At 36.7% G+C, this 19,044-nt stretch carries 22 protein-coding genes; 14 read left to right on the forward strand and 8 right to left on the reverse strand.

Annotated features, from left to right (window positions below; translation table 11 throughout):
- Window positions 1–55: 55 nt before the first annotated feature.
- The 3 genes from G440_RS0114825 to G440_RS0114835 all read left to right on the forward strand — a co-directional run bounded on the left by G440_RS0114825 (window position 56) and on the right by G440_RS0114835 (window position 2,180).
- Window positions 56–571, forward strand: a complete 516-nt coding sequence (locus G440_RS0114825) for a DinB family protein (protein ID WP_026452033.1) — start codon at window positions 56–58, stop codon at window positions 569–571.
- Entirely contained in the window at window positions 571–1,518 is a 948-nt protein-coding gene (locus G440_RS0114830) for a YihY/virulence factor BrkB family protein (protein WP_026452034.1), read from the forward strand. The genes G440_RS0114825 and G440_RS0114830 overlap by 1 nt, the downstream gene beginning before the upstream one ends.
- A 113-nt stretch (window positions 1,519–1,631) precedes the next feature.
- Window positions 1,632–2,180: a type 1 glutamine amidotransferase domain-containing protein gene (locus tag G440_RS0114835; RefSeq protein ID WP_026452035.1), complete on the forward strand. Its 549-nt coding sequence runs from the start codon at window positions 1,632–1,634 to the stop codon at window positions 2,178–2,180.
- Between the two features lie 71 nt (window positions 2,181–2,251).
- Here G440_RS0114835 and G440_RS0114840 read toward each other — a convergent pair whose 3' ends face one another.
- Both G440_RS0114840 and aroB read right to left on the reverse strand, forming a co-directional pair.
- A complete protein-coding gene (locus G440_RS0114840) occupies window positions 2,252–2,545 on the reverse strand; it encodes a hypothetical protein (RefSeq protein ID WP_026452036.1) in 294 nt (97 codons plus the stop codon).
- 76 nt (window positions 2,546–2,621) lie between these two features.
- Window positions 2,622–3,692 (reverse strand): 3-dehydroquinate synthase, encoded by a 1,071-nt coding sequence (gene aroB / locus G440_RS0114845; protein WP_026452037.1) that lies wholly within the window; start codon window positions 3,690–3,692, stop codon window positions 2,622–2,624.
- Between the two features lie 72 nt (window positions 3,693–3,764).
- Here aroB and G440_RS0114850 point away from each other — a divergent pair, with 72 nt between their 5' ends.
- Window positions 3,765–4,937 (forward strand): proline dehydrogenase family protein, encoded by a 1,173-nt coding sequence (locus G440_RS0114850; RefSeq protein WP_026452038.1) that lies wholly within the window; start codon window positions 3,765–3,767, stop codon window positions 4,935–4,937.
- Between the two features lie 55 nt (window positions 4,938–4,992).
- Here G440_RS0114850 and G440_RS0114855 read toward each other — a convergent pair whose 3' ends face one another.
- The 6 genes from G440_RS0114855 to porX form a co-directional block, all read right to left on the reverse strand.
- The gene (locus G440_RS0114855; protein WP_026452039.1) at window positions 4,993–5,370 is read right to left on the reverse strand and encodes a DUF4258 domain-containing protein; all 378 of its coding nucleotides are present in this window, start codon (window positions 5,368–5,370) and stop codon (window positions 4,993–4,995) included.
- A gap of 84 nt (window positions 5,371–5,454) precedes the next feature.
- Entirely contained in the window at window positions 5,455–6,654 is a 1,200-nt protein-coding gene (locus G440_RS0114860; RefSeq protein WP_026452040.1) for an alanine dehydrogenase, read from the reverse strand.
- Between the two features lie 58 nt (window positions 6,655–6,712).
- Entirely contained in the window at window positions 6,713–7,246 is a 534-nt protein-coding gene (locus G440_RS21360; RefSeq protein WP_026452041.1) for a hypothetical protein, read from the reverse strand.
- Window positions 7,188–7,328 (reverse strand): hypothetical protein, encoded by a 141-nt coding sequence (locus G440_RS21260; protein WP_157418010.1) that lies wholly within the window; start codon window positions 7,326–7,328, stop codon window positions 7,188–7,190. Before G440_RS21260 ends, G440_RS21360 begins: the two co-directional genes overlap by 59 nt.
- A 375-nt stretch (window positions 7,329–7,703) precedes the next feature.
- A complete protein-coding gene (tsaE, locus tag G440_RS0114870; protein WP_026452042.1) occupies window positions 7,704–8,114 on the reverse strand; it encodes a tRNA (adenosine(37)-N6)-threonylcarbamoyltransferase complex ATPase subunit type 1 TsaE in 411 nt (136 codons plus the stop codon).
- Window positions 8,115–8,198: 84 nt separating this feature from the next.
- Window positions 8,199–9,749 (reverse strand): T9SS response regulator signal transducer PorX, encoded by a 1,551-nt coding sequence (gene porX / locus G440_RS0114875; protein WP_026452043.1) that lies wholly within the window; start codon window positions 9,747–9,749, stop codon window positions 8,199–8,201.
- A gap of 180 nt (window positions 9,750–9,929) precedes the next feature.
- Between porX and G440_RS0114880 the strand changes: the two genes are divergently transcribed.
- The 10 genes from G440_RS0114880 (at window position 9,930) to G440_RS0114930 (ending at window position 19,040) form a co-directional block, all read left to right on the forward strand.
- The gene (locus G440_RS0114880; protein ID WP_026452044.1) at window positions 9,930–11,174 is read left to right on the forward strand and encodes an HD domain-containing protein; all 1,245 of its coding nucleotides are present in this window, start codon (window positions 9,930–9,932) and stop codon (window positions 11,172–11,174) included.
- Window positions 11,175–11,294: 120 nt separating this feature from the next.
- The gene (gene lpxD / locus G440_RS0114890) at window positions 11,295–12,320 is read left to right on the forward strand and encodes a UDP-3-O-(3-hydroxymyristoyl)glucosamine N-acyltransferase (RefSeq protein WP_026452045.1); all 1,026 of its coding nucleotides are present in this window, start codon (window positions 11,295–11,297) and stop codon (window positions 12,318–12,320) included.
- Window positions 12,313–13,719, forward strand: a complete 1,407-nt coding sequence (locus G440_RS0114895; protein ID WP_026452046.1) for a bifunctional UDP-3-O-[3-hydroxymyristoyl] N-acetylglucosamine deacetylase/3-hydroxyacyl-ACP dehydratase — start codon at window positions 12,313–12,315, stop codon at window positions 13,717–13,719. The genes lpxD and G440_RS0114895 overlap by 8 nt, the downstream gene beginning before the upstream one ends.
- Window positions 13,720–13,808: 89 nt before the next feature.
- Entirely contained in the window at window positions 13,809–14,594 is a 786-nt protein-coding gene (gene lpxA, locus G440_RS0114900; protein ID WP_026452047.1) for an acyl-ACP--UDP-N-acetylglucosamine O-acyltransferase, read from the forward strand.
- 45 nt (window positions 14,595–14,639) lie between these two features.
- Window positions 14,640–15,206, forward strand: a complete 567-nt coding sequence (gene efp / locus G440_RS0114905; RefSeq protein WP_026452048.1) for an elongation factor P — start codon at window positions 14,640–14,642, stop codon at window positions 15,204–15,206.
- 66 nt (window positions 15,207–15,272) lie between these two features.
- Complete coding sequence (locus tag G440_RS0114910) at window positions 15,273–16,211, forward strand: UDP-3-O-(3-hydroxymyristoyl)glucosamine N-acyltransferase (protein WP_026452049.1); 939 nt, start codon at window positions 15,273–15,275, stop codon at window positions 16,209–16,211.
- Entirely contained in the window at window positions 16,208–16,621 is a 414-nt protein-coding gene (locus G440_RS0114915; protein WP_026452050.1) for a nuclear transport factor 2 family protein, read from the forward strand. Before G440_RS0114910 ends, G440_RS0114915 begins: the two co-directional genes overlap by 4 nt.
- Before the next feature lie 110 nt (window positions 16,622–16,731).
- A complete protein-coding gene (sucD, locus tag G440_RS0114920; protein WP_026452051.1) occupies window positions 16,732–17,604 on the forward strand; it encodes a succinate--CoA ligase subunit alpha in 873 nt (290 codons plus the stop codon).
- A 205-nt stretch (window positions 17,605–17,809) separates the two neighbouring features.
- Entirely contained in the window at window positions 17,810–18,556 is a 747-nt protein-coding gene (gene fabG / locus G440_RS0114925) for a 3-oxoacyl-[acyl-carrier-protein] reductase (protein ID WP_026452052.1), read from the forward strand.
- A 64-nt stretch (window positions 18,557–18,620) separates the two neighbouring features.
- Window positions 18,621–19,040: a hypothetical protein gene (locus G440_RS0114930; protein WP_157418012.1), complete on the forward strand. Its 420-nt coding sequence runs from the start codon at window positions 18,621–18,623 to the stop codon at window positions 19,038–19,040.
- The last annotated feature ends 4 nt before the right edge of the window (window positions 19,041–19,044 follow it).

A 19,044-nucleotide genomic window follows, 5' to 3' on the forward strand; every position in this document is an offset into this window, starting at 1 on the left:
ATCAAAAGCCTTTGCCCTTCAGCAAAGGCTTTTTTATCTTTAGAAAAAAACTTTTATGAAGTCTTCAGAAATGACACCTTCAGAATACAATGCTTTTTATAAAAAATATGTAGACTTAGTTGAAGACTCCTCTTTAAATGAGGCCCTAGCTCAAGGAATGGAATACATACAATCTTTTTTTAAAGCTATACCTGAAGAAAAATTGGACTATCGCTATGCTGAGGGGAAATGGACTCCAAAAGATATTTTGCAACATATAATGGATACGGAACGTGTTTTTGCCTACAGAGCATTGTATTTTGCACGAAGCGATAAAGCAAACTTGATGGGATTTGATGAAAATACCTTTGCAGTTAACGCACAAGCCTCAAATAGGACCCTAACAATTCTTTTGGGTGATTATATGGTAGTGAGATCTGCCACAATTTCCCTCTTTAAAAGTTTTAACAAAAATCAATTGAAGCGTGTTGGTATGGCAAACGCTAGTGAAATGTCGGTGAGAGCCACTGGATTTGTAGTTTGTGGCCACGAAATACATCATTGTAATATAATTAAAGAACGTTACCTCTAATGAAATTCTTAAATCTTTTAAAAGAAACATATTTAAGCTGGGACAAAAATGACCCTTGGGCAAAAAGTGCGATAATAGCATATTATGCACTTTTTTCCTTACCCTCACTACTTATTATTATAGTACATTTTGCAGGAGTTTTTTTTGGACGGGAAGCCGTAGAAGGTAGGATTAGTGGAGAAATAGCTGGCATGATAGGAGAGGGCAGTGCAGATCTTGTTCAGACCATGATTATTAATTCTGCTCTTTCAAATAGTTCGATTCCATTTATAATTTTTGGAATCGGTGTCTTAATATTTGGTGCTACTGGTGTCTTTTTTCAACTTCAAAAAGCTTTAAATGATATTTGGAGCGTCCGTTCCAAAAAGAACAATATCTGGGATACATTAAAACGACGTGCTGTTTCCTTTGGAATGGTGCTAATTATTGGGTTATTAATGCTTATATCGCTTGTTTTAAGTACCGCCATCAATGCCTTGAGTGATTTTATCGGTAACTACTTTACAGAATTTTCTCCAGGATTTATTCAATTTATTAATTTTATTATTTCACAATTAATCGTCACCGCTCTATTTGCTGCAATTTTCACGCTACTTCCCGATGTAAAGATTAAATGGAAGACGAATCTAATTGGAGCCTCTATGACTGCCTTGCTATTTTTAGTTGGTAAATACCTTATAGGCTTTTATTTCTCCAAATCGGATCCTGCATCCGTTTATGGTGCTGCGGGAAGCGTCGTTTTAATCTTGCTATGGGTTTACTATACTTGTTTAATCTTATTCTTTGGGGCTGAATTTACCGTCCATTGGGCGCTTGAGCGAAACATAAAAATTAAGCCTTCCAGCAATGCCACCCTTTCTTATGAATTGGAGATGGAAGAACTGCGAGCCTATAAAGAAAAAGTGGAAAAGGATAAAAAAAAAGCGCAAGCCTTAGAAAATAATTGATTCTCATATGTTTCTTAACAAATTTTAGTAAAAGCTTAATATCAAAATCTTGATAACCAGCCATGGGCATGGTATCTTTAATTAATTACTTAAAAAACTAAAAATAAAAGAATATGAAAAAGAGAATTGCAATATTAGCTACCGACGGATTTGAAGAATCTGAATTGAAGTCGCCGAAAGAGGCTTTGGAAAAAGAAGGTTTTACCGTTGAAATAATCAGCGAAAATGAAGGAAATATAAAATCTTGGAAAGATGGTAATTGGAGCAATGAATATACTGTTAACGCTACCATTCAAAATGCCAAGGCCTCAGATTACGATGCATTAATGCTTCCGGGCGGTGTAATAAATCCAGATAAATTAAGAAGAAATAAAGACGCCCTGACGTTTGTAAAGCATTTCTTTGAACAGAAAAAACCGGTTGCAGCAATTTGCCATGGCCCTCAGACACTGATTTCGGCAGATGTGGTAAAAGGAAGAAAAATGACTTCTTTTAGTTCCATTAAGGACGACTTGGTGAATGCAGGTGCGAACTGGGTGGATGAAGAAGTGGTAGTAGATCAGGGTTTTGTTACTAGTAGAAATCCAAATGATTTACCTGCTTTTAATTCAAAACTAATTGAAGAAATTAAAGAGGGTAAGCACAAAAGGCAACACGCTTAATAGCTATATAATTTGTTTAAACTAAAAAAGAGGCTTTGCAAAGCCTCTTTTTTAATATTGTTAGGATTGAATTACTCCTCTTCCTCCATTTTATTTTTTTCAGGAATTTCGCTTATTGGCTCGTTGAAGTCTGCCTCCACATAATCATCTTCGTCAAAGTTGGCCATCGATATTTCAAGACGGGAACTTACTTTCACCAGATAAATAGTGTCTTCTGTTTTCACCTCAACTGCCTCCACAGTTTCATTTTTGGCATTTTTAAAAGTTATAACATGATCATCATCATACCCGTCAGGATATTTTTCAACTAATAAAGAAAGTATCTCTGGGGTCAACTTTCGGTAATCTACAATAATACGCTTCATTTAAATATCAATCTTTAATTTATGGTTATAAAACTATTCAAAATTAGAAGACATAAAAATTATTTCAATAACTTTTTTAGAAATTTTTATAGTAATTGAAAGCACTGTAAATCAACTCGTTATCAATAACGCAATCTATTTTAGGTACACCAATGTCCTCCATAAGCACAAAGAGTACTTGCCCATTTCTGTTTTTTTTGTCAAATACAAGGAGGTTGATGATAGCTTCAATATCATTTTCGGAAAAAATTTGCTTGGAAAAGTGTTTTAAGATGCTTTCTGAAATTTCATTTAAGGTTTCTATTGGAAAATGACACATCTCCTTTGAAATGTAGGTAGCCAAAATAATTCCCACTGCAACGGCTTCCCCATGTAGCAATTCTTTTTTATCCGAATTTTCCAAAAAGTACGATTCTATTGCGTGCCCCAAAGTATGTCCATAATTCAAAGTTTTTCGTAGATTTTTTTCCAACGGGTCTTTCGAGACTATTTCTTTTTTAATTTCAATAGAATCCCAAATTAAATCTTCGAATGCCTCTTTTTTTGTGAAATCAGCCTTTTTTATTCGTTCCCAATATTCCTTATTATATATAATACCGTGTTTCAACATTTCTGCCAATCCAGACGTTATATGTTCAATGGGTAATGTATTTAGAAACCCCGTATCTAAAATAACCATTTCTGGAGGGTTGATAACGCCAATTTGGTTTTTTACGTGTCCTAGATCAACGCCATTTTTGCCGCCAACGGAGGCATCCACCATGGCGAGTAGGGAAGTGGGGATATTGATAAAGTGAACCCCACGCTTAAAGGTTGAAGCAACAAAGCCTCCAAGATCAGTGACAACACCACCTCCAAGATTGATTATCAAACTGTTTCTATCTGCTCTTTTTTCCGCAAGATTTTTCCAAACTTTTAAACAAGTATCAATGGTTTTATGGGTTTCACCTGCTGCAATTGTTATGATATGTGGAGTGTTCTTAAAATTGTGTTTTTGGATAAGAATTGGCAAACAATGGGTTAGGGTATTTTCGTCGCAGAGTATATAGACACTCGAGATATCGCTATCATTCAGAAACTCTTTTAGGGCTTCCCAAGCATTATTATCCTTGTAAACAAAGCCTTTTAGTTGTATTTCTTTTTTCATCAAATTTGCACGTTAATTAAGATCATTGAGAGTTCAAATCTAACTATATTTGCAGACTTTATTTTAGATTTTATGACATCAAATGCTCTCTTCGATAATACGGAAACGGCTTTTCAATTAAAAAGCGACTCTGAACTGGAACGCGCTTATTTTCTTTTTAAGATGATTTCCAAAGAACCCTTAGTAAAAATTGGTTCAGCAGTTACAAAATTTGCGCTAAATCTCAATTTGCCGGTAGAAGGATTGATTCGATCTACTGTTTTCGACCATTTCTGTGGCGGCGTAAATGAAAGTGACTGTATGCCTAGTGTTGATAGGCTCTTTGATGTAGGGGTAGCTTCTGTTTTAGATTTTTCTGTGGAAGGAAAAGAAACGGAAGCCCAATTTGATGCCACGGCAGATAAGGTTATTGAACTCACTAAATTTGCCAAAAATAAAGAGGCCATGCCTTTCTCGGTATTTAAACCTTCTGGTTTTGGAAAATTTAAAGTTTGGCAGAAAATCACTGAGAATCAAGAATTGACTGATGAAGAAAATGATCAGTGGAAAAAAATCGAAATTCGCTATGAGCGCGTGGTAAAAGAGGCTCATGCTGCTGGAATCAGCTTACTTATTGATGCAGAAGAATCGTGGATGCAGGATGCAGCGGATGAATTATGTGAACGAATGATGGAGAAGTACAATAAGGAAGCCCCAATTGTTTTCAATACGTTGCAGTGTTATCGTTGGGATCGTTTAGAATATTTAAAAAAAATACATCAAAGAGCGAAGGCTAAGGGGTTTAAGCTTGGGTTTAAAATTGTTCGTGGTGCCTATATGGAAAAGGAAAATGAGCGCGCACTTGAAAATGGCTATAAAACACCAATATGCGTAAGTAAAAAGGCGACCGACGATAATTTCAACGAGGTTATGAAATATATCATGGATAATCTTGAAGATATTGAATTGTTTATTGGTACCCATAATGAGTCCAGCACTTATATTGCTATGGATATGATGGAAGAAGATGGAATCTCAAGAAGTGACAGTCGCGTTTGGTTTGGGCAACTTTATGGAATGAGTGATCACATTACTTTTAATCTGGGTGAGGAAGGCTATAATGTGGCTAAATATATTCCGTTTGGACCGGTAAAAGATGTAATGCCCTATTTAATTCGTCGCGCTGAGGAAAATACTTCTGTGGCAGGTCAAACAAGTCGTGAACTTACGCTCTTGAAAAAGGAGAAAGCGCGGAGAAAGCTCTAAAAAAAAAATTATAGGTTTATAGGAGTTTAAGCGTTTAGGTGCTTGAGAATATAAACTAATTAGGAACTATTGCCGCTTCGGTTACTGTCGCCGTTTTATCACAATTTTCGATTTTAATTTTCAGCATTTTTTCTGAAATACTCCCTTCTATAACATACTGTTTACAGGAATCTGGTTTGGTATTGCTTTCAGAAAAAAGCACGTCGCCATCTTTCAACAAAGTGGAAATTGCAGATGTGTCCATTTGATTTTCGCTAAGTACTCGGAGTGTATTTTCAGAAAAAGCACGTTCCTTCAGCCTTATATTTTTTAACGTTCTAGATTCTGGACCGTAGCTGCAGGAAGTTCTCTTTCCACTGAGAATAAAAAACAACATGACTATTCCAATTAAAAATCCGCCGGAAAAATAGACCAATCGGTATGCTAACTTCATTCTGTGTGATTTGTGATGCGTTTATTCAGGCTTTGTTAAATCGGGATATCTGATATTAATTACTTCTGAAATTCTGAAATACTATCAAAAGAACAATAAATTTATATCGCTATAGGGAATATCAAACCAATCCGCTACTGCTTTATTTGTTAGAATTCCGCGGTAAAAATACAAACCATTTCTCAAACCATTGTCAAAACGGATAGCATTTTCGAGGCCACCGTTTTCTGCAATTTCTAAGATGTAGGGTGTGAAGATATTACTAATAGAAATTGAGGCAGTTTTAGGGTAGCGAGCAGGTATATTGGGAACGCCATAATGAATCACTTCATGCTTAATTACGGTGGGTTGGTCATGGCTGGTCATTTCGGTGGTTTCAAAACAGCCGCCCATGTCTACGCAAACATCAATTACAACAGCTCCTTTCTTCATGTTCCTTACCATCTCTTCAGTAACGATAATGGGGGCTCTGTTATGGCCTCGTACTGCGCCAATAGCAACATCGCAACGCAGTAAGGCCTTCATTAGGTTTTTTGGTTGAATGGTTGATGTATAAAGAATACGCCCCACATTGGTTTGAATGGTTCTGAGTTTTGTGATCGAACTATCAAAAACTTTTACGTTGGCTCCTAGGCCCAAAGCGGATCTCACAGCAAATTCACCAACGGTTCCAGCTCCAATGACAACAACTTCAATAGGAGGGACGCCACTTATATTACCAAATAGCAGCCCATTTCCCTTTTTGGCATTTACCATGAGCTCTGCAGCAATTAGTACAGAGGCAGTCCCGGCAATTTCGCTTAACGCCTTTACAGCTGGATAGCTATGGTCTTCGTCTTTGATAAATTCAAAAGCGAGGGCAGTTATTTTCTTTTTTGCAAGTACGTCGAAATATGATTTTTTTCTGGTTTTAAGCTGAAGCGCGGAAATCAGTACTGTTTTTGGTTTCATTAGCGCCAGCTCTTCCAGGGTAGGTGGTTCTACTTTTAGAACCATGGGGCAACCAAATACTTTTTTGGTGTCTTCTGTGAGTTGCGCTCCTGCTTCTGAGTAATCTCTATCTGAGAACCCAGCTTCATTGCCCGCACCTTTTTCAATCAAAACCCTATGTCCGTTGCTTACAACTGCGTTTACTGCATCAGGAGTGAGGCAGATTCTTTTTTCCTGAAAATAGGCTTCTTTGGGAATGCCAATATAAAGCTCACCCCTTTGTCGAGTGATTTCTAAGGTTTCTTCTTGTGGGAGCAACTGTGCTCTAGTAAACGGGGATTTTGGTGATAACATATTTCGAACTTGGAGGCCTCAATTTACGGAATAATTTTCGATTCTGAAGTATTGAAAATCAACGGAAGAGCTCCTTTATTTGTTGCCAGATGGTTTTTTTCTGCAGAAGATCCTCCTCAAAAGATTGGAGATCTTCTTGACGCATTCTACTAAAAAGCTTCGCTCTTATTAAGTAAACGAAGGGAATTAAAACCATCATAATTGGGATAACGTAAATTATTTCTACTTCATCAACATTTCTGGTTTGTTTTAAAATATTGATTAATTGAAATGCATACATGGACAAAGGCAATAAAATAATCCAATGCCACCAATGCTTACAGGTAAAGAACCAAAGCATCAATAATATAATAGGAATGACTTTACTTGATAAGAACCAAGCAAAGTGATAAAAAGATGGATAATGGGTAGTCAATGTAAAAAAGGGAGTTTCCCAGACCGGGGAATCGGCTGGAAAACTCTCATAAGAATAATATAAAAAAGGAGTCAACGCAACTATTAATACAATGACTCCTCCTTGAATAAGGCTTTTTTTATCCGGCTGGCGGAACTTTAACGGTCCACGGATCGATTTGTTGGGGTGCTTGTTCATCTTGAATACTTTCTGGGGTGCAAGAAGCAAAAAGACCCATCGCAAATATTGCGGCTACAATAATAACTTTAAGATTTTTCATAATTGAGGAGTTTTTGTGAGATTAATATAGAGCAAACCTACCATGAAAAAATTTAAACTGGCTAATTATGTTTATGTTATATTTACAGGTTAAACTACCTCTAAATCCTTTGAAATACATCAAAGATCTAAAGATTGTGTTATTTTTATTAACACTTACTGGAAACGCTGTTATGAAATTTTTTATTTGAGCGACAAATTTGAGTTGGGTTTTACTTCTGGTTTTTTTTAGTTTAGTTTTTAAATTGGTTTTATATTTTTTGCAAATGTGCACGAATTTAGTTTAAATAATTAGAGAGCAAGATAATAATTAATTGTTAGAACTTGGAGAATATGGAAATTATAACAGATCTTCTAATCATCTAATAAAACCTTATTAAACACTATTAGTGCTTAATGTTCTACTGCCATTTTTGTTTTTTTGAATATTTAATGCAATAGCATACTCGGGCAGTAAATCCTTAATTTTTTCTGGCCATTCTATAAAGACATAGTTATCGCTATAAAAATAATCTTCCACACCTATATCGTATGCTTCCTCAATATCGTTTATTCTGTAAAAATCAAAATGATAAATAGTGCCATCTGTTCCTTCGTATTCATTGACAATTGAAAATGAAGGACTTCCTGAAGTTTCGGTAACTCCAAGTTGTTTTACGATTTCCTTAATGAGCGTCGTTTTACCAACGCCCATTTCACCATAAAAAAGAAATATTTTTGAAGTCGAAGAATTTATGATTTGTTCGGCCACTTCAGTGATTTGATCTTGCGTGTATGTAAGTTCCATTTTAATAAAAGAGAACGAATATAAAGAATTTAAATTTGTAAATCCAATGCTGTAAAATTGAATTTGCTACTAAAAAACTTCTTTTTATCTTGGGGTAAATACCGAAAAAGGAATTAACATCTCTTCTAATGAAACACCTCCGTGTTGATAGGTATTTCGGAAATAGCTCACATAATGATTATAGTTGTTTGGATAGGCGAAGAAATAATCACCTTTAGCAAAAATAAAGGAGCTGCTCATGTTTATTGTAGGCAAACAAATGGATTTTGGGTCTTTTGCTGCAAGCACTTCTTTATCTTCATACGTAAGACTTTTCCCTGTTTTGTATCGAAGATTTAAGCTGGTGTTTTTGTCGCCAATTACCTTTGAAGGGTTTTTCACATTTATGGTTCCGTGATCTGTTGTTATAATTAATTTAAAGCCTAAACGCGCTGCCTGTTGGATAATTTCCAATAGCGGAGAATTCTTAAACCAACTTTGGGTTAGGGAACGATATGACTTGTCTGTTGAGGCTAGCTCCTTGATCACTTCCATTTCCGTTTTGGAATGGGAGAGCATATCCACAAAATTATAAACCACCACGGTTAAATCTTCATCTTTATGACTTTTAAAGTTTTCTACAAGTTTTTTTCCTTGCTTTAAACTTGTGATTTTATGATAACTCCAATTTAATTTCAACCCTAAACGTTTCAGTTGTGCGGTTAAAAACTCCTCTTCCTTCATGTTTTTTCCGCCTTCATCGGTATCATTTAACCAAAGATCGGGGTGCATTTTTTCCATCTCACTTGGCATAAGACCAGAAAAAATGGCGTTTCGGGCATATTGTGTTGCGGTGGGAAGAATGCTGCAAAAAAGTTCTTCTTGTGTTTTTTTATAAACATTGGCAATCGTAGGTTCAAAAGCTTTCCATTGGTCAAGCCTCAAATTGTCCACCACCACGAGTAATGTAGGAACTCCCTGATCCAATTGGGGCTGTATTTTATCGCGGAACAGGGTATGGCTCATGGTAGGTGCCTCGCTAGGATCACTAAACCAATCGGCATAATTTTTATCAATAAACTTACAGTACTGGCTGTTGGCTTCCGTTTTTTGAGATTCCAAAATCTCGAACATTCCAGAATCTTCAATTCCTTCAAGTTCCAATTCCCAATAAACCAGTTTTTGATATAAATCTTTCCATTCTTCAAAACTGTTTACCATGGAAAGATCCATTGCAATTTTCCTGAACTCCTGTTGGTAGTTTGAGGTGGTTTTTTCGGAAACCAATCTACTGTGATCTAGATTCTTCTTTAGACTAAGTAGAATTTGATTTGGGTTTACGGGCTTTATTAAATAATCGGCAATTTTGGAACCAATTGCTTCTTCCATAATATATTCCTCTTCACTCTTGGTGATCATAACTACGGGAATGGAGGCTTGTAGTTCTTTTATTTCGGCAAGAGTCTCCAATCCGGTAAGTCCGGGCATGTTTTCGTCTAAGAAAACAATATCGAAGGTATCTTTTTTAATTTCTTCTAAAGCATCATTTCCACTTTGTGCAGTGGTCACTTTATAGTTTCTGTTTTCAAGGAATAGAATATGTGGTTTAAGTAAATCAATTTCGTCATCCACCCATAGTATTTTAATCTCGCTCATATATGTATATTTGTCATTATGCTCCATAGCTTTAGCGAAGGAGCGCCATTATGCTCCATAGCTTTAGCGAAGGAGTAAATTCATTTTATCAATAATTCTCGCGTATTTGAAGAATTTCCTCCAAAAATAGCCCCGAATTATCTGAAACAATTTTAGTTGTTATTAATTTAAAGTTAAATTTTGAAAACCCTTCCAAAGCTTAAAATCTTAAACGACCCTATCTATGGTTTTATTACCATTCCCAGTAAACTGGTTTTTGATTTAATGGAGCATAAATATTTTCAAAGATTGCGCAGAATTTCTCAAATGGGATTTTCATATATAGTATATCCGGGCGCGCACCACACGCGTTTTCATCATGCATTAGGCGCCATGTTTTTAATGCAAAAAGCAGTGCAAGTGCTTAATTCAAAAGGAGTTGCGTTTTCTAAAAATGAGGAGGAGGCGCTTTATATTGCTATTCTTTTACACGACATTGGTCACGGCCCTTTTTCGCACGCTATGGAAAATAGTATCGTTGAAAACGTGAGTCACGAGCAGATTTCCCTGCTTTTTATGGAAAATTTAAACCAAAAGTTTAACAACGGGTTAACGCTTGCCATTCAAATATTCAAGGACGAATATCCGCGTAAGTTCCTGCATCAATTAGTTTCTGGCCAGTTGGACATGGACCGCCTGGATTATTTAAAGCGAGACAGTTTTTACACAGGTGTCCCTGAGGGAACGGTTAATGCGCAGCGATTGATAGCCATGTTGAACGTGAAAGACAATTATTTGGTGGTAGAGGAGAAGGGCATTTATTCAGTAGAAAATTTTTTGGTTGCCCGCCGATTGATGTATTGGCAAGTTTATCTTCATAAAACTGGAATTGTTGCAGAACAACTTTTGGTTCGGATCCTAAAACGAGCAAAACAACTTTCTGCCAAAGGCATTGAACTTCCTGCGAGTAAAAATTTAGCGTTTTTTCTAAAAAACCATATATCTTTAAAGGATTTCTCTGATGAGGTTCTCAGCACTTTTTCAAAATTGGATGATTATGATATTCTTTCGGGAATGAAAGCGTGGGTGAGCAATGACGACTTCGTGCTTAAAAACCTCTCGAAGATGCTGTTGAATAGAGATTTGTTAAAGATAAAAGTAAAATCACAGCCTTTTTCGGAACAAAAAGTAAAACAAAAGCGAGATAAGGTGATGAAAGCTTTTGGACTTTCGGAAGCGGAGGCATCTTTTTTTGTTTTCACAGGAAAACTAGAGAATCAGGCGTATAGCATGGACAAGGACACGATTAACTTATTAAAGAAAAACGGAAAAGTTATTGAGGTAGCCAAGGCGAGCGACCAATTAAATTTAGAAGCACTTTCCATATCCGTAGTCAAATACTATATGTGTTATCCTAAAAACAATAGTAATAGCCGACAGGACTAATTCCTTTTTTTCTATTTTTGCAAGAATGAAAATCAACGAGTACTATTCAGTTTATTTTAAAAGTGTTATTTTGCAGGTGGATAATTTTTATAATTCGGTTAAACAAAACCAATACGCATAATGAAATTTACAGCAGCTCAAATTGCAGGACTTCTAGACGGTACAGTTGATGGTGACGAAGAAATTGCTGTTTCGAAACTTGCGAAAATTGAAGAGGGCACTAAGGGCAGTCTGACCTTTTTGGCCAATCCAAAATACACGCATTATATATATTCAACACAAGCCTCTGTAGCTATCGTAAACAATGATTTTGTTCCGGAACATGCGCTTAAAACCACATTGATTCGTGTAGAAAACGCATATAAAGCCTTTTCACAATTGTTGGAATATTACAATCAGGTTAAAATGAATAAGACGGGGATTGAAAACCCCGTTTTTGTTGCAGAAAGTGCAAAATACGGTAAAAACTTGTATTTAGGTGCTTTTTCTTATTTAGGGGAGAATGTAAAAATTGGTGATAACGTAAAAATTTACCCCAATGTATATATAGGAGATAATGTTACTATTGGCGATAATACAATTTTGTTTACAGGAGCAAAGTTGTATTCTGAAACTATAGTTGGCGATTCTTGCGTTATAAATAGTGGCGTAGTGATTGGTGCTGACGGATTTGGTTTCATGCCAAATGAGAAGGGGGAGTATCACAAAGTGCCACAAACGGGAAATGTAATTATAGAAGATAATGTAGATATTGGTCCAGGAACTACCATTGATCGTGCTACTTTAGGCTCTACAGTTATTAAAAAAGGTGCAAAGCTGGACAATCAAATTCAGATTGCGCATAATGTTATCATTGGTGAAAATACCGTAATCGCCGCCCAAACAGGAGTTGCTGGATCTACTAAGATTGGGAAAAACTGCATGATTGGAGGCCAAGTTGGTATTGCGGGACATATTGTAATAGGAGATAATGTAAAAATTCAGGCCCAAAGCGGTATTGGAAGAAGCGTTAAAGACAACGAGACGCTTCAAGGCTCTCCAGCATTAAGTTATAGCGATTTTAATAAAAGTTATGTACATTTTAAAAACCTGCCCAAAATAATGGACAGAATTAATACAGTTGAAAAAAAGCAAAATAATGAATGAAAGTGTGGTAAAACAGCGCACCATTGGTAAGGAAATTTCACTTACCGGAGTCGGCTTACATACCGGCAAGCAGGTTACGATAACATTTAAACCTGCACCCGAGAATCATGGTTACTCTTTTGTTAGAATAGATTTGGAAGGCCGCCCAGAGATTGGTGCTGATGCCAATCTTGTTGTAAATACACAACGAGGTACCAATCTTGAAAAACACGGGGTTAAGATTCAGACCTCTGAACACGTTCTTGCTGCCTTGGTAGGTCTAGAAGTGGACAATTGTATTATGGAGCTCGATGCTTCAGAGCCTCCTATTATGGATGGTTCTGCTAAATTCTTCATAGAGGCCGTTGAGAAAGCGGGAATCGTAGAGCAAAATGCTGAAAGAAAAGAATATGTGGTAACGGAAGTTATTTCTTTTCTGGACGAGGAAACTGGAAGCGAAATAATCGTGATGCCAGCAGATGAGTACCAGGTTACAGCCATGGTTGATTTTGGGACAAAGGTTTTGGGTACGCAAAATGCTTCTCTCAAGCACATATCTGATTTTAAAGATGAAATTGCAAATGCGAGAACTTTCAGCTTTCTTCATGAAATTGAAATGTTACTGGAGCATGGTTTGATAAAAGGAGGCGACTTAAACAACGCAATCGTTTACGTTGATAAGGAGCTTTCGCCAAGCACGATGGACAAACTTCGTACTGCCTTCGGAAAAGATTCTATTTCCGTTAAACCAAATGGAATTTTAGATAACCTTACCCTTCATTATCCAAATGAAGCTGCTAGACACAAACTACTTGATGTTATAGGCGATTTGGCTTTGGTGGGCACGCGAATTCGTGGAAAAGTGATTGCCAACAAACCCGGGCATTACGTGAACACACAATTTGCTAAAAAGCTTTCAAAAATCATTAAAATAGAAAGTCGAAATAATATTCCTAAATTCGACATCAATAAAACACCTGTAAAGGATGTGAACGAAATTATGGCCATGCTTCCGCATAGGCCTCCGTTCTTGTTGGTAGATAAAATTATGGAACTGACAGACACGAGCGTAATTGGACTTAAAAATGTGACAATGAACGAACCGTTCTTTGTGGGGCATTTTCCCGGAGCACCAGTAATGCCTGGTGTTTTAATAGTGGAGGCAATGGCACAGACTGGAGGTATATTGGCGCTGAGCACAGTACCTGATCCTGAAAATTACCTTACATTTTTTATGAAAATAAACAATGTGAAGTTTAAGCAACAGGTAAATCCAGGGGATACACTAATTTTTAAATTGGCATTAATGTCGCCAATTCGTCGTGGAATTGTTCATATGCAAGGAAACGCTTATGCCAATGGTAAATTGGTAACTGAGGCCGAATTAATGGCCCAAATGGTAAAAACAAAAAACTTATAGATGAATCGAGTACGTATAAAAAAATATTTAAGGCGAAATATTTTAGTATGCGGTTATATTTCAGCTATACAAAACAATAAATTAGAGAAATGAACCAACCACTTGCATACGTCCATCCGGGCGCTAAAATAGCTAAAAATGTAGTAATTGAGCCTTTTACAACCATTCACAATAATGTGGTGATTGGCGAAGGAACTTGGATTGGAAGCAATGTAACAATAATGGAAGGCGCCAGAATTGGCAAAAACTGTAATATTTTTCCAGGAGCCGTAATTTCTGCCGTTCCACAAGACTTAAAGTTTAAGGATGAAGATACTACTGCCGAAATTGGCGATGGAACAACCATTCGAGAATACGTGACAATTAATCGAGGTACCATTGACCGTGGAAAAACAGTTATTGGAAAAAACTGTTGGATCATGGCTTATTGTCATATAGCCCATGATTGTATTGTTGGCGATAATTGCATCTTCAGTAATAACAGTACTTTAGCAGGTCATATAACGGTAGGTGATCACGTTGTTCTTGCTGGAATGACGGCTGTCCATCAATTCTGTATGATCGGAAACCACGCATTTGTTACGGGAGGATCTCTTGTTCGTAAAGACGTGCCACCATTTGTAAAAGCAGCTCGCGAACCTTTGAGTTATGTTGGAATAAATTCCATAGGGCTCCGTAGAAGAGGGTTTACATCCCAAAAGATTTCTGAAATCCAGAATATTTACAGACTGCTATATCAAAAAAACTATAATACTACCCAAGCAACGGAAATAATTGAGGCTGAAATGGAAGCTACTCCGGAGCGTGACGAAATTCTTCAGTTTATAAAGAATTCTAAACGCGGAATTATGAAAGGATATTTTAATTCAAATTAAATCACTACAAACAAACAATAAAGTACAAATCCCAAACCCTAAAGAATGGCCACTTCATCAGATATAAGAAAAGGACTTTGCATCCGCTATAGTAATGACATTTATAAAGTAATTGAATTTCTTCACGTAAAACCAGGAAAAGGACCTGCTTTTGTTCGTACTAAAATGAAAAGTGTTACCACTGGAAAAACCATAGACAATACTTTTTCAGCAGGACATAAAATTGAAGATGTACGTGTAGAAACCCATAAATTCCAGTATTTGTATAGTGATGGCGATATGTATCACTTTATGAATACCGAAGACTATTCTCAAATACAATTGATGAAAGGTATATTGGACACTCCCGAATTAATGAAGGAGGGGGAAACAGTTACTGTGCTAATAAACACAGAAGACGGTGCACCGCTTTCTGTTGATATGCCGGCCCATGTTATTTTGGAAGTAACTTCAACCGAACCTGGATTAAAAGGAAATACCGCCACAAACGCGACAAAACCTGCAATTGTTGAAACAGGTGCCGAAATTAATGTCCCTCTTTTTATAAACGAGGGAGATAAGATTAGAATTGATACCGAAAAAGGACAGTATCAGGAAAGGATGAAAGATTAAAAAAGTTGCAGTTTTCAGCTCCAGTAAACAGCAACCTAATAACCTAGTAACCCAACAACTCACTAAATGAAATTTCCAATTCCCCAAACCCTTGAAAGTATTGCTATCACAATCGGTTCTGATTATGTGGGCGAAGCTAATTTCCCCGTTTTTGGAATGAACGAAATTCATGTGGTGCAACCGGGAGACATTGTGTTTGTTGACCATCCAAAATATTATGATAAAGCATTGCAGTCTCAAGCTACTGTTATTCTTATCAATAAAAAAGTGGAATGTCCTGTTGGGAAGGCCTTGTTAATTTCAGAAGATCCCTTTCGAGATTTCAATAAACTCACACAACACTTTAATCCATTTGAAAGATCGCATAACGCTGTTTCAGAAACTGCGGAAATTGGTGAGGGAACCATTCTCCAACCAAATGTATTTGTGGGAAATAATGTAAAAATTGGTCGCAACTGTTTAATTCATTCAAACGTCAGTATTTACGATGATACTGTTATCGGCAACAATGTGATAATTCATGCCGGTACCGTTTTGGGAAGTGATGCTTTCTATTATAAAAACCGTCCAGAAAAATTTGATAAGCTGTTTAGCGGAGGCAATGTTGTTATTAAAGATAATGTAGATCTTGGCGCTCTTTGCACTATAGATAAAGGAGTTACTTCTTCTACCACGATAGGGGAAGGTACCAAGCTAGATAATCAGGTACATGTGGGCCACGATACCGTTATTGGGAAGCGTTGTTTGATTGCTTCTCAAGTTGGGATTGCGGGTTGTGTCTTGATTGAGGATTTTGTCACCATTTGGGGGCAAGTAGGTGTTACCAGCGGCATTACCATTGGGGAAAAAGCGGTTATTTCAGCACAAAGTGGCGTAAGTAAATCCCTTCCAGGTAATAAAGCATATTTTGGTACACCTGCAGATGAATTTAGAAAAAAATACAAGGAATTGGCCTCTATTAGACTAATTCCAGACATTATAGAAAAATTGGATAAATTATCATGAGTAAAAAAGCAAAAGAAGTAGTACGAGACTTTTATCGATCTGATATTCTTGGAGATGAAACGGTGTTGGAAAGATTTTTTCATCCCGATTTAGTTCTTATCTGGAATAGCCCTAATGGACTTTCCATCAAGCACTATAATGATATCGTTCATTTTTTCGGAGAAATTCGAAGGTCTTATGATGATCTAAGAGTAGAAGTTAGTCATTTATTGTCAGACGGACCTCATGTTACCATTCGTTACAAATATTATATACGCACTATGGAAAATCCTGACGAAGAACTTGGGATAGCCCATTTTATCGCGATTTTTGAAGTGAAAGATGACAAAATATATCGCGGGTATCAAATAAGTCAGCCGGTTAATGACAAAGATGACACCACAGAAAGTTATCATAAGGTTAGGGTCTAATATTCTTTATTAGCTTCAACAAAAGCTGTATCTTTGCGGCAATTCTCAAAAATACCGATAACATTTTACTTAAAAAGTAGCAATAAATAATCAATAGAAAATACTTACAAATGAGCGTTTTAGTAAATAAAAATTCAAAAATAATAGTTCAAGGATTTACAGGAAGTGAAGGTAGTTTTCACGCCGAACAAATGATTGAGTACGGCACTAACGTTGTTGGTGGCGTAACTCCAGGAAAAGGTGGTCAAAAACATCTTGACAGACCTGTTTTCAATACGGTTGAGGAAGCCGTAAAGGAAGCTGGAGCAGATACAACTATTATTTTCGTTCCACCAGCGTTTGCTGCAGATGCAATTATGGAAGCTGCTGATGCTGGAATAAAAGTAATTATTACCATAACCGAAGGAATTCCTGTAAAGGATATGATCACGGCTTCAAATTATATAAAAGACAAAGACTGTCGCTTGATTGGGCCTAACTGTCCAGGTGTTATTACTCCAGGGGAAGCAAAAGTAGGTATTATGCCAGGTTTTGTTTTCAAAAAAGGAAAAGTAGGTATCGTTTCAAAATCGGGAACACTTACATATGAAGCAGCAGACCAAGTTGTAAAACAAGGTTTGGGTATTACTACTGCCATTGGTATTGGTGGAGATCCAATTATTGGAACCACAACAAAGGAAGCTTTGGAAATGTTAATTATGGATCCAGAGAGTGAAGCTGTAGTAATGATTGGTGAAATTGGTGGCCAACTCGAAATAGACGCTGCCAAATGGTACAAAGAAAGCGGTATTAAAAAACCGGTAATTGGTTTTATTGCTGGTGAAACTGCTCCTGCAGGACGTACAATGGGTCACGCTGGTGCAATTGTTGGCGGTAGTGAAGACACTGCTCAAGCCAAGAAAAAAGTAATGCGCGAGTGTGGAATTCACGTTGTTGAGTCTCCAGCAGAAATTGGAAAGAAAGTTAAAGAAGTATTAGGCTAAACTATATTATAGACCTACAAGCAACCCCGCGAAAGAGCGGGGAATGCCTTGCAGATCTTTTCTTTAAGGCCCGCGAAACTCGCAGGCCTTTTTTTATGGCGAACCCACAAGCTTTTATTATATTTGAAACCCGCCACTAGCGGTTATCCTGCAAGGTTTTAGAAATCTTGTAGAAACATAAGACCAAACAAAAACTGACCGAATTATGAAATTACTGGAAGGAAAAACAGCAATTATTACTGGCGGAAGCCGTGGAATAGGAAAAGGAATAGTAGAAGTATTCGCCCAACATGGCGCTAACGTAGCGTTTACGTATAGCTCATCGGCAGAAGCTGCAAATGCTTTGGCAGATGAAGTTTCAAAAACGGGTGTAAAAGCAAAAGCTTATCAAAGTGATGCAGCTTCTTATGAAGAATCACAGAAATTGGCTGAAGATGTTTTAAAAGAATTCGGAAGCATTGACATTCTGATAAACAATGCCGGAATAACCCGCGACAATCTTTTGATGCGTATTTCAGAAGAAGATTTTGATAAAGTAATAGAAGTAAACCTGAAATCGGTTTTTAATATGACCAAAGCCGTGCAGCGCACCATGCTAAAGCAACGTAAAGGTTCAATAATCAACATGAGCTCCGTTGTGGGAGTTAAAGGAAACGCTGGGCAAACCAACTATGCGGCTTCAAAAGCTGGCGTGATTGGGTTCACAAAGTCTGTTGCAATAGAGCTAGGTTCACGTAACATTCGCTGTAATGCCATCGCTCCAGGTTTTATAGAAACTGAAATGACCGAGAAACTGGGTGAAGATGCTATTAAAGCTTGGAGTGAGATGATTCCATTAAAACGTGGTGGAACTACTAAAGATGTTGCAAACGCCTGTGTTTTCTTAGCTAGCGACCTTTCGGCTTATGTTACGGGGCAAGTATTAAACGTTGACGGCGGAATGCTTACTTAAAAAGTGTTCAGTCCCGATAGCTATCGGGAGTATTAATTGGCAGTAAGGTAGAAAAATAATAGAATTGATTAAAAAATATAAAATACAGAAACTAATTCAATTTTCAATCGGAGTTTTATGGTTGATTGGAATTTACTTTTTTGTAGATTCTGACATCATTCAAATTGGAATGTTTGCTTTTATTTTACTTATCGGAATTGCGAATAGCACAAAATTATTGATCAAAATTAAGAAAAACGAAGGTTTTTTAATATTTGAAATTTACTCAATTTTAACTCAAAAAGAAGAAATTAGGATTTTAGAATCACAACTTACTGAAATACGATATTATTCAAATTTATTTTTTAATTCTCATAATTTGATTTTAAAATATAATGGAACAAATGGTATAGTCACTAAAAAATTGTATATGAATGCAGAACCCTGGAGCGATCTAACTTCAGAATTAAAAAAAATAAAAAGCTTCTGTAACCAAAGTGTATAAGCAA

Origin of the sequence: Aequorivita capsosiphonis DSM 23843 (genome assembly GCF_000429125.1) — a bacterium.
Lineage (GTDB): Bacteria > Bacteroidota > Bacteroidia > Flavobacteriales > Flavobacteriaceae > Aequorivita > Aequorivita capsosiphonis.

Coding starts and splice junctions, on each gene's coding strand:
- G440_RS21260 (WP_157418010.1), bottom strand. CDS start 7,328: ATGAAAAATCTTAAAGTTATTATTGTAGCCGCAATATTTGCGATGGGT.
- lpxD (WP_026452045.1), top strand. CDS start 11,295: ATGAAATTTACAGCAGCTCAAATTGCAGGACTTCTAGACGGTACAGTT.
- G440_RS0114825 (WP_026452033.1), top strand. CDS start 56: ATGAAGTCTTCAGAAATGACACCTTCAGAATACAATGCTTTTTATAAA.
- sucD (WP_026452051.1), top strand. CDS start 16,732: ATGAGCGTTTTAGTAAATAAAAATTCAAAAATAATAGTTCAAGGATTT.
- G440_RS0114895 (WP_026452046.1), top strand. CDS start 12,313: ATGAATGAAAGTGTGGTAAAACAGCGCACCATTGGTAAGGAAATTTCA.
- G440_RS0114840 (WP_026452036.1), bottom strand. CDS start 2,545: ATGAAGCGTATTATTGTAGATTACCGAAAGTTGACCCCAGAGATACTT.
- porX (WP_026452043.1), bottom strand. CDS start 9,749: ATGAGCGAGATTAAAATACTATGGGTGGATGACGAAATTGATTTACTT.
- G440_RS0114910 (WP_026452049.1), top strand. CDS start 15,273: ATGAAATTTCCAATTCCCCAAACCCTTGAAAGTATTGCTATCACAATC.
- tsaE (WP_026452042.1), bottom strand. CDS start 8,114: ATGGAACTTACATACACGCAAGATCAAATCACTGAAGTGGCCGAACAA.
- efp (WP_026452048.1), top strand. CDS start 14,640: ATGGCCACTTCATCAGATATAAGAAAAGGACTTTGCATCCGCTATAGT.
- aroB (WP_026452037.1), bottom strand. CDS start 3,692: ATGAAAAAAGAAATACAACTAAAAGGCTTTGTTTACAAGGATAATAAT.
- G440_RS0114850 (WP_026452038.1), top strand. CDS start 3,765: ATGACATCAAATGCTCTCTTCGATAATACGGAAACGGCTTTTCAATTA.
- G440_RS0114860 (WP_026452040.1), bottom strand. CDS start 6,654: ATGTTATCACCAAAATCCCCGTTTACTAGAGCACAGTTGCTCCCACAA.
- fabG (WP_026452052.1), top strand. CDS start 17,810: ATGAAATTACTGGAAGGAAAAACAGCAATTATTACTGGCGGAAGCCGT.
- G440_RS0114855 (WP_026452039.1), bottom strand. CDS start 5,370: ATGAAGTTAGCATACCGATTGGTCTATTTTTCCGGCGGATTTTTAATT.
- G440_RS21360 (WP_026452041.1), bottom strand. CDS start 7,246: ATGAACAAGCACCCCAACAAATCGATCCGTGGACCGTTAAAGTTCCGC.
- G440_RS0114915 (WP_026452050.1), top strand. CDS start 16,208: ATGAGTAAAAAAGCAAAAGAAGTAGTACGAGACTTTTATCGATCTGAT.
- G440_RS0114830 (WP_026452034.1), top strand. CDS start 571: ATGAAATTCTTAAATCTTTTAAAAGAAACATATTTAAGCTGGGACAAA.
- lpxA (WP_026452047.1), top strand. CDS start 13,809: ATGAACCAACCACTTGCATACGTCCATCCGGGCGCTAAAATAGCTAAA.
- G440_RS0114835 (WP_026452035.1), top strand. CDS start 1,632: ATGAAAAAGAGAATTGCAATATTAGCTACCGACGGATTTGAAGAATCT.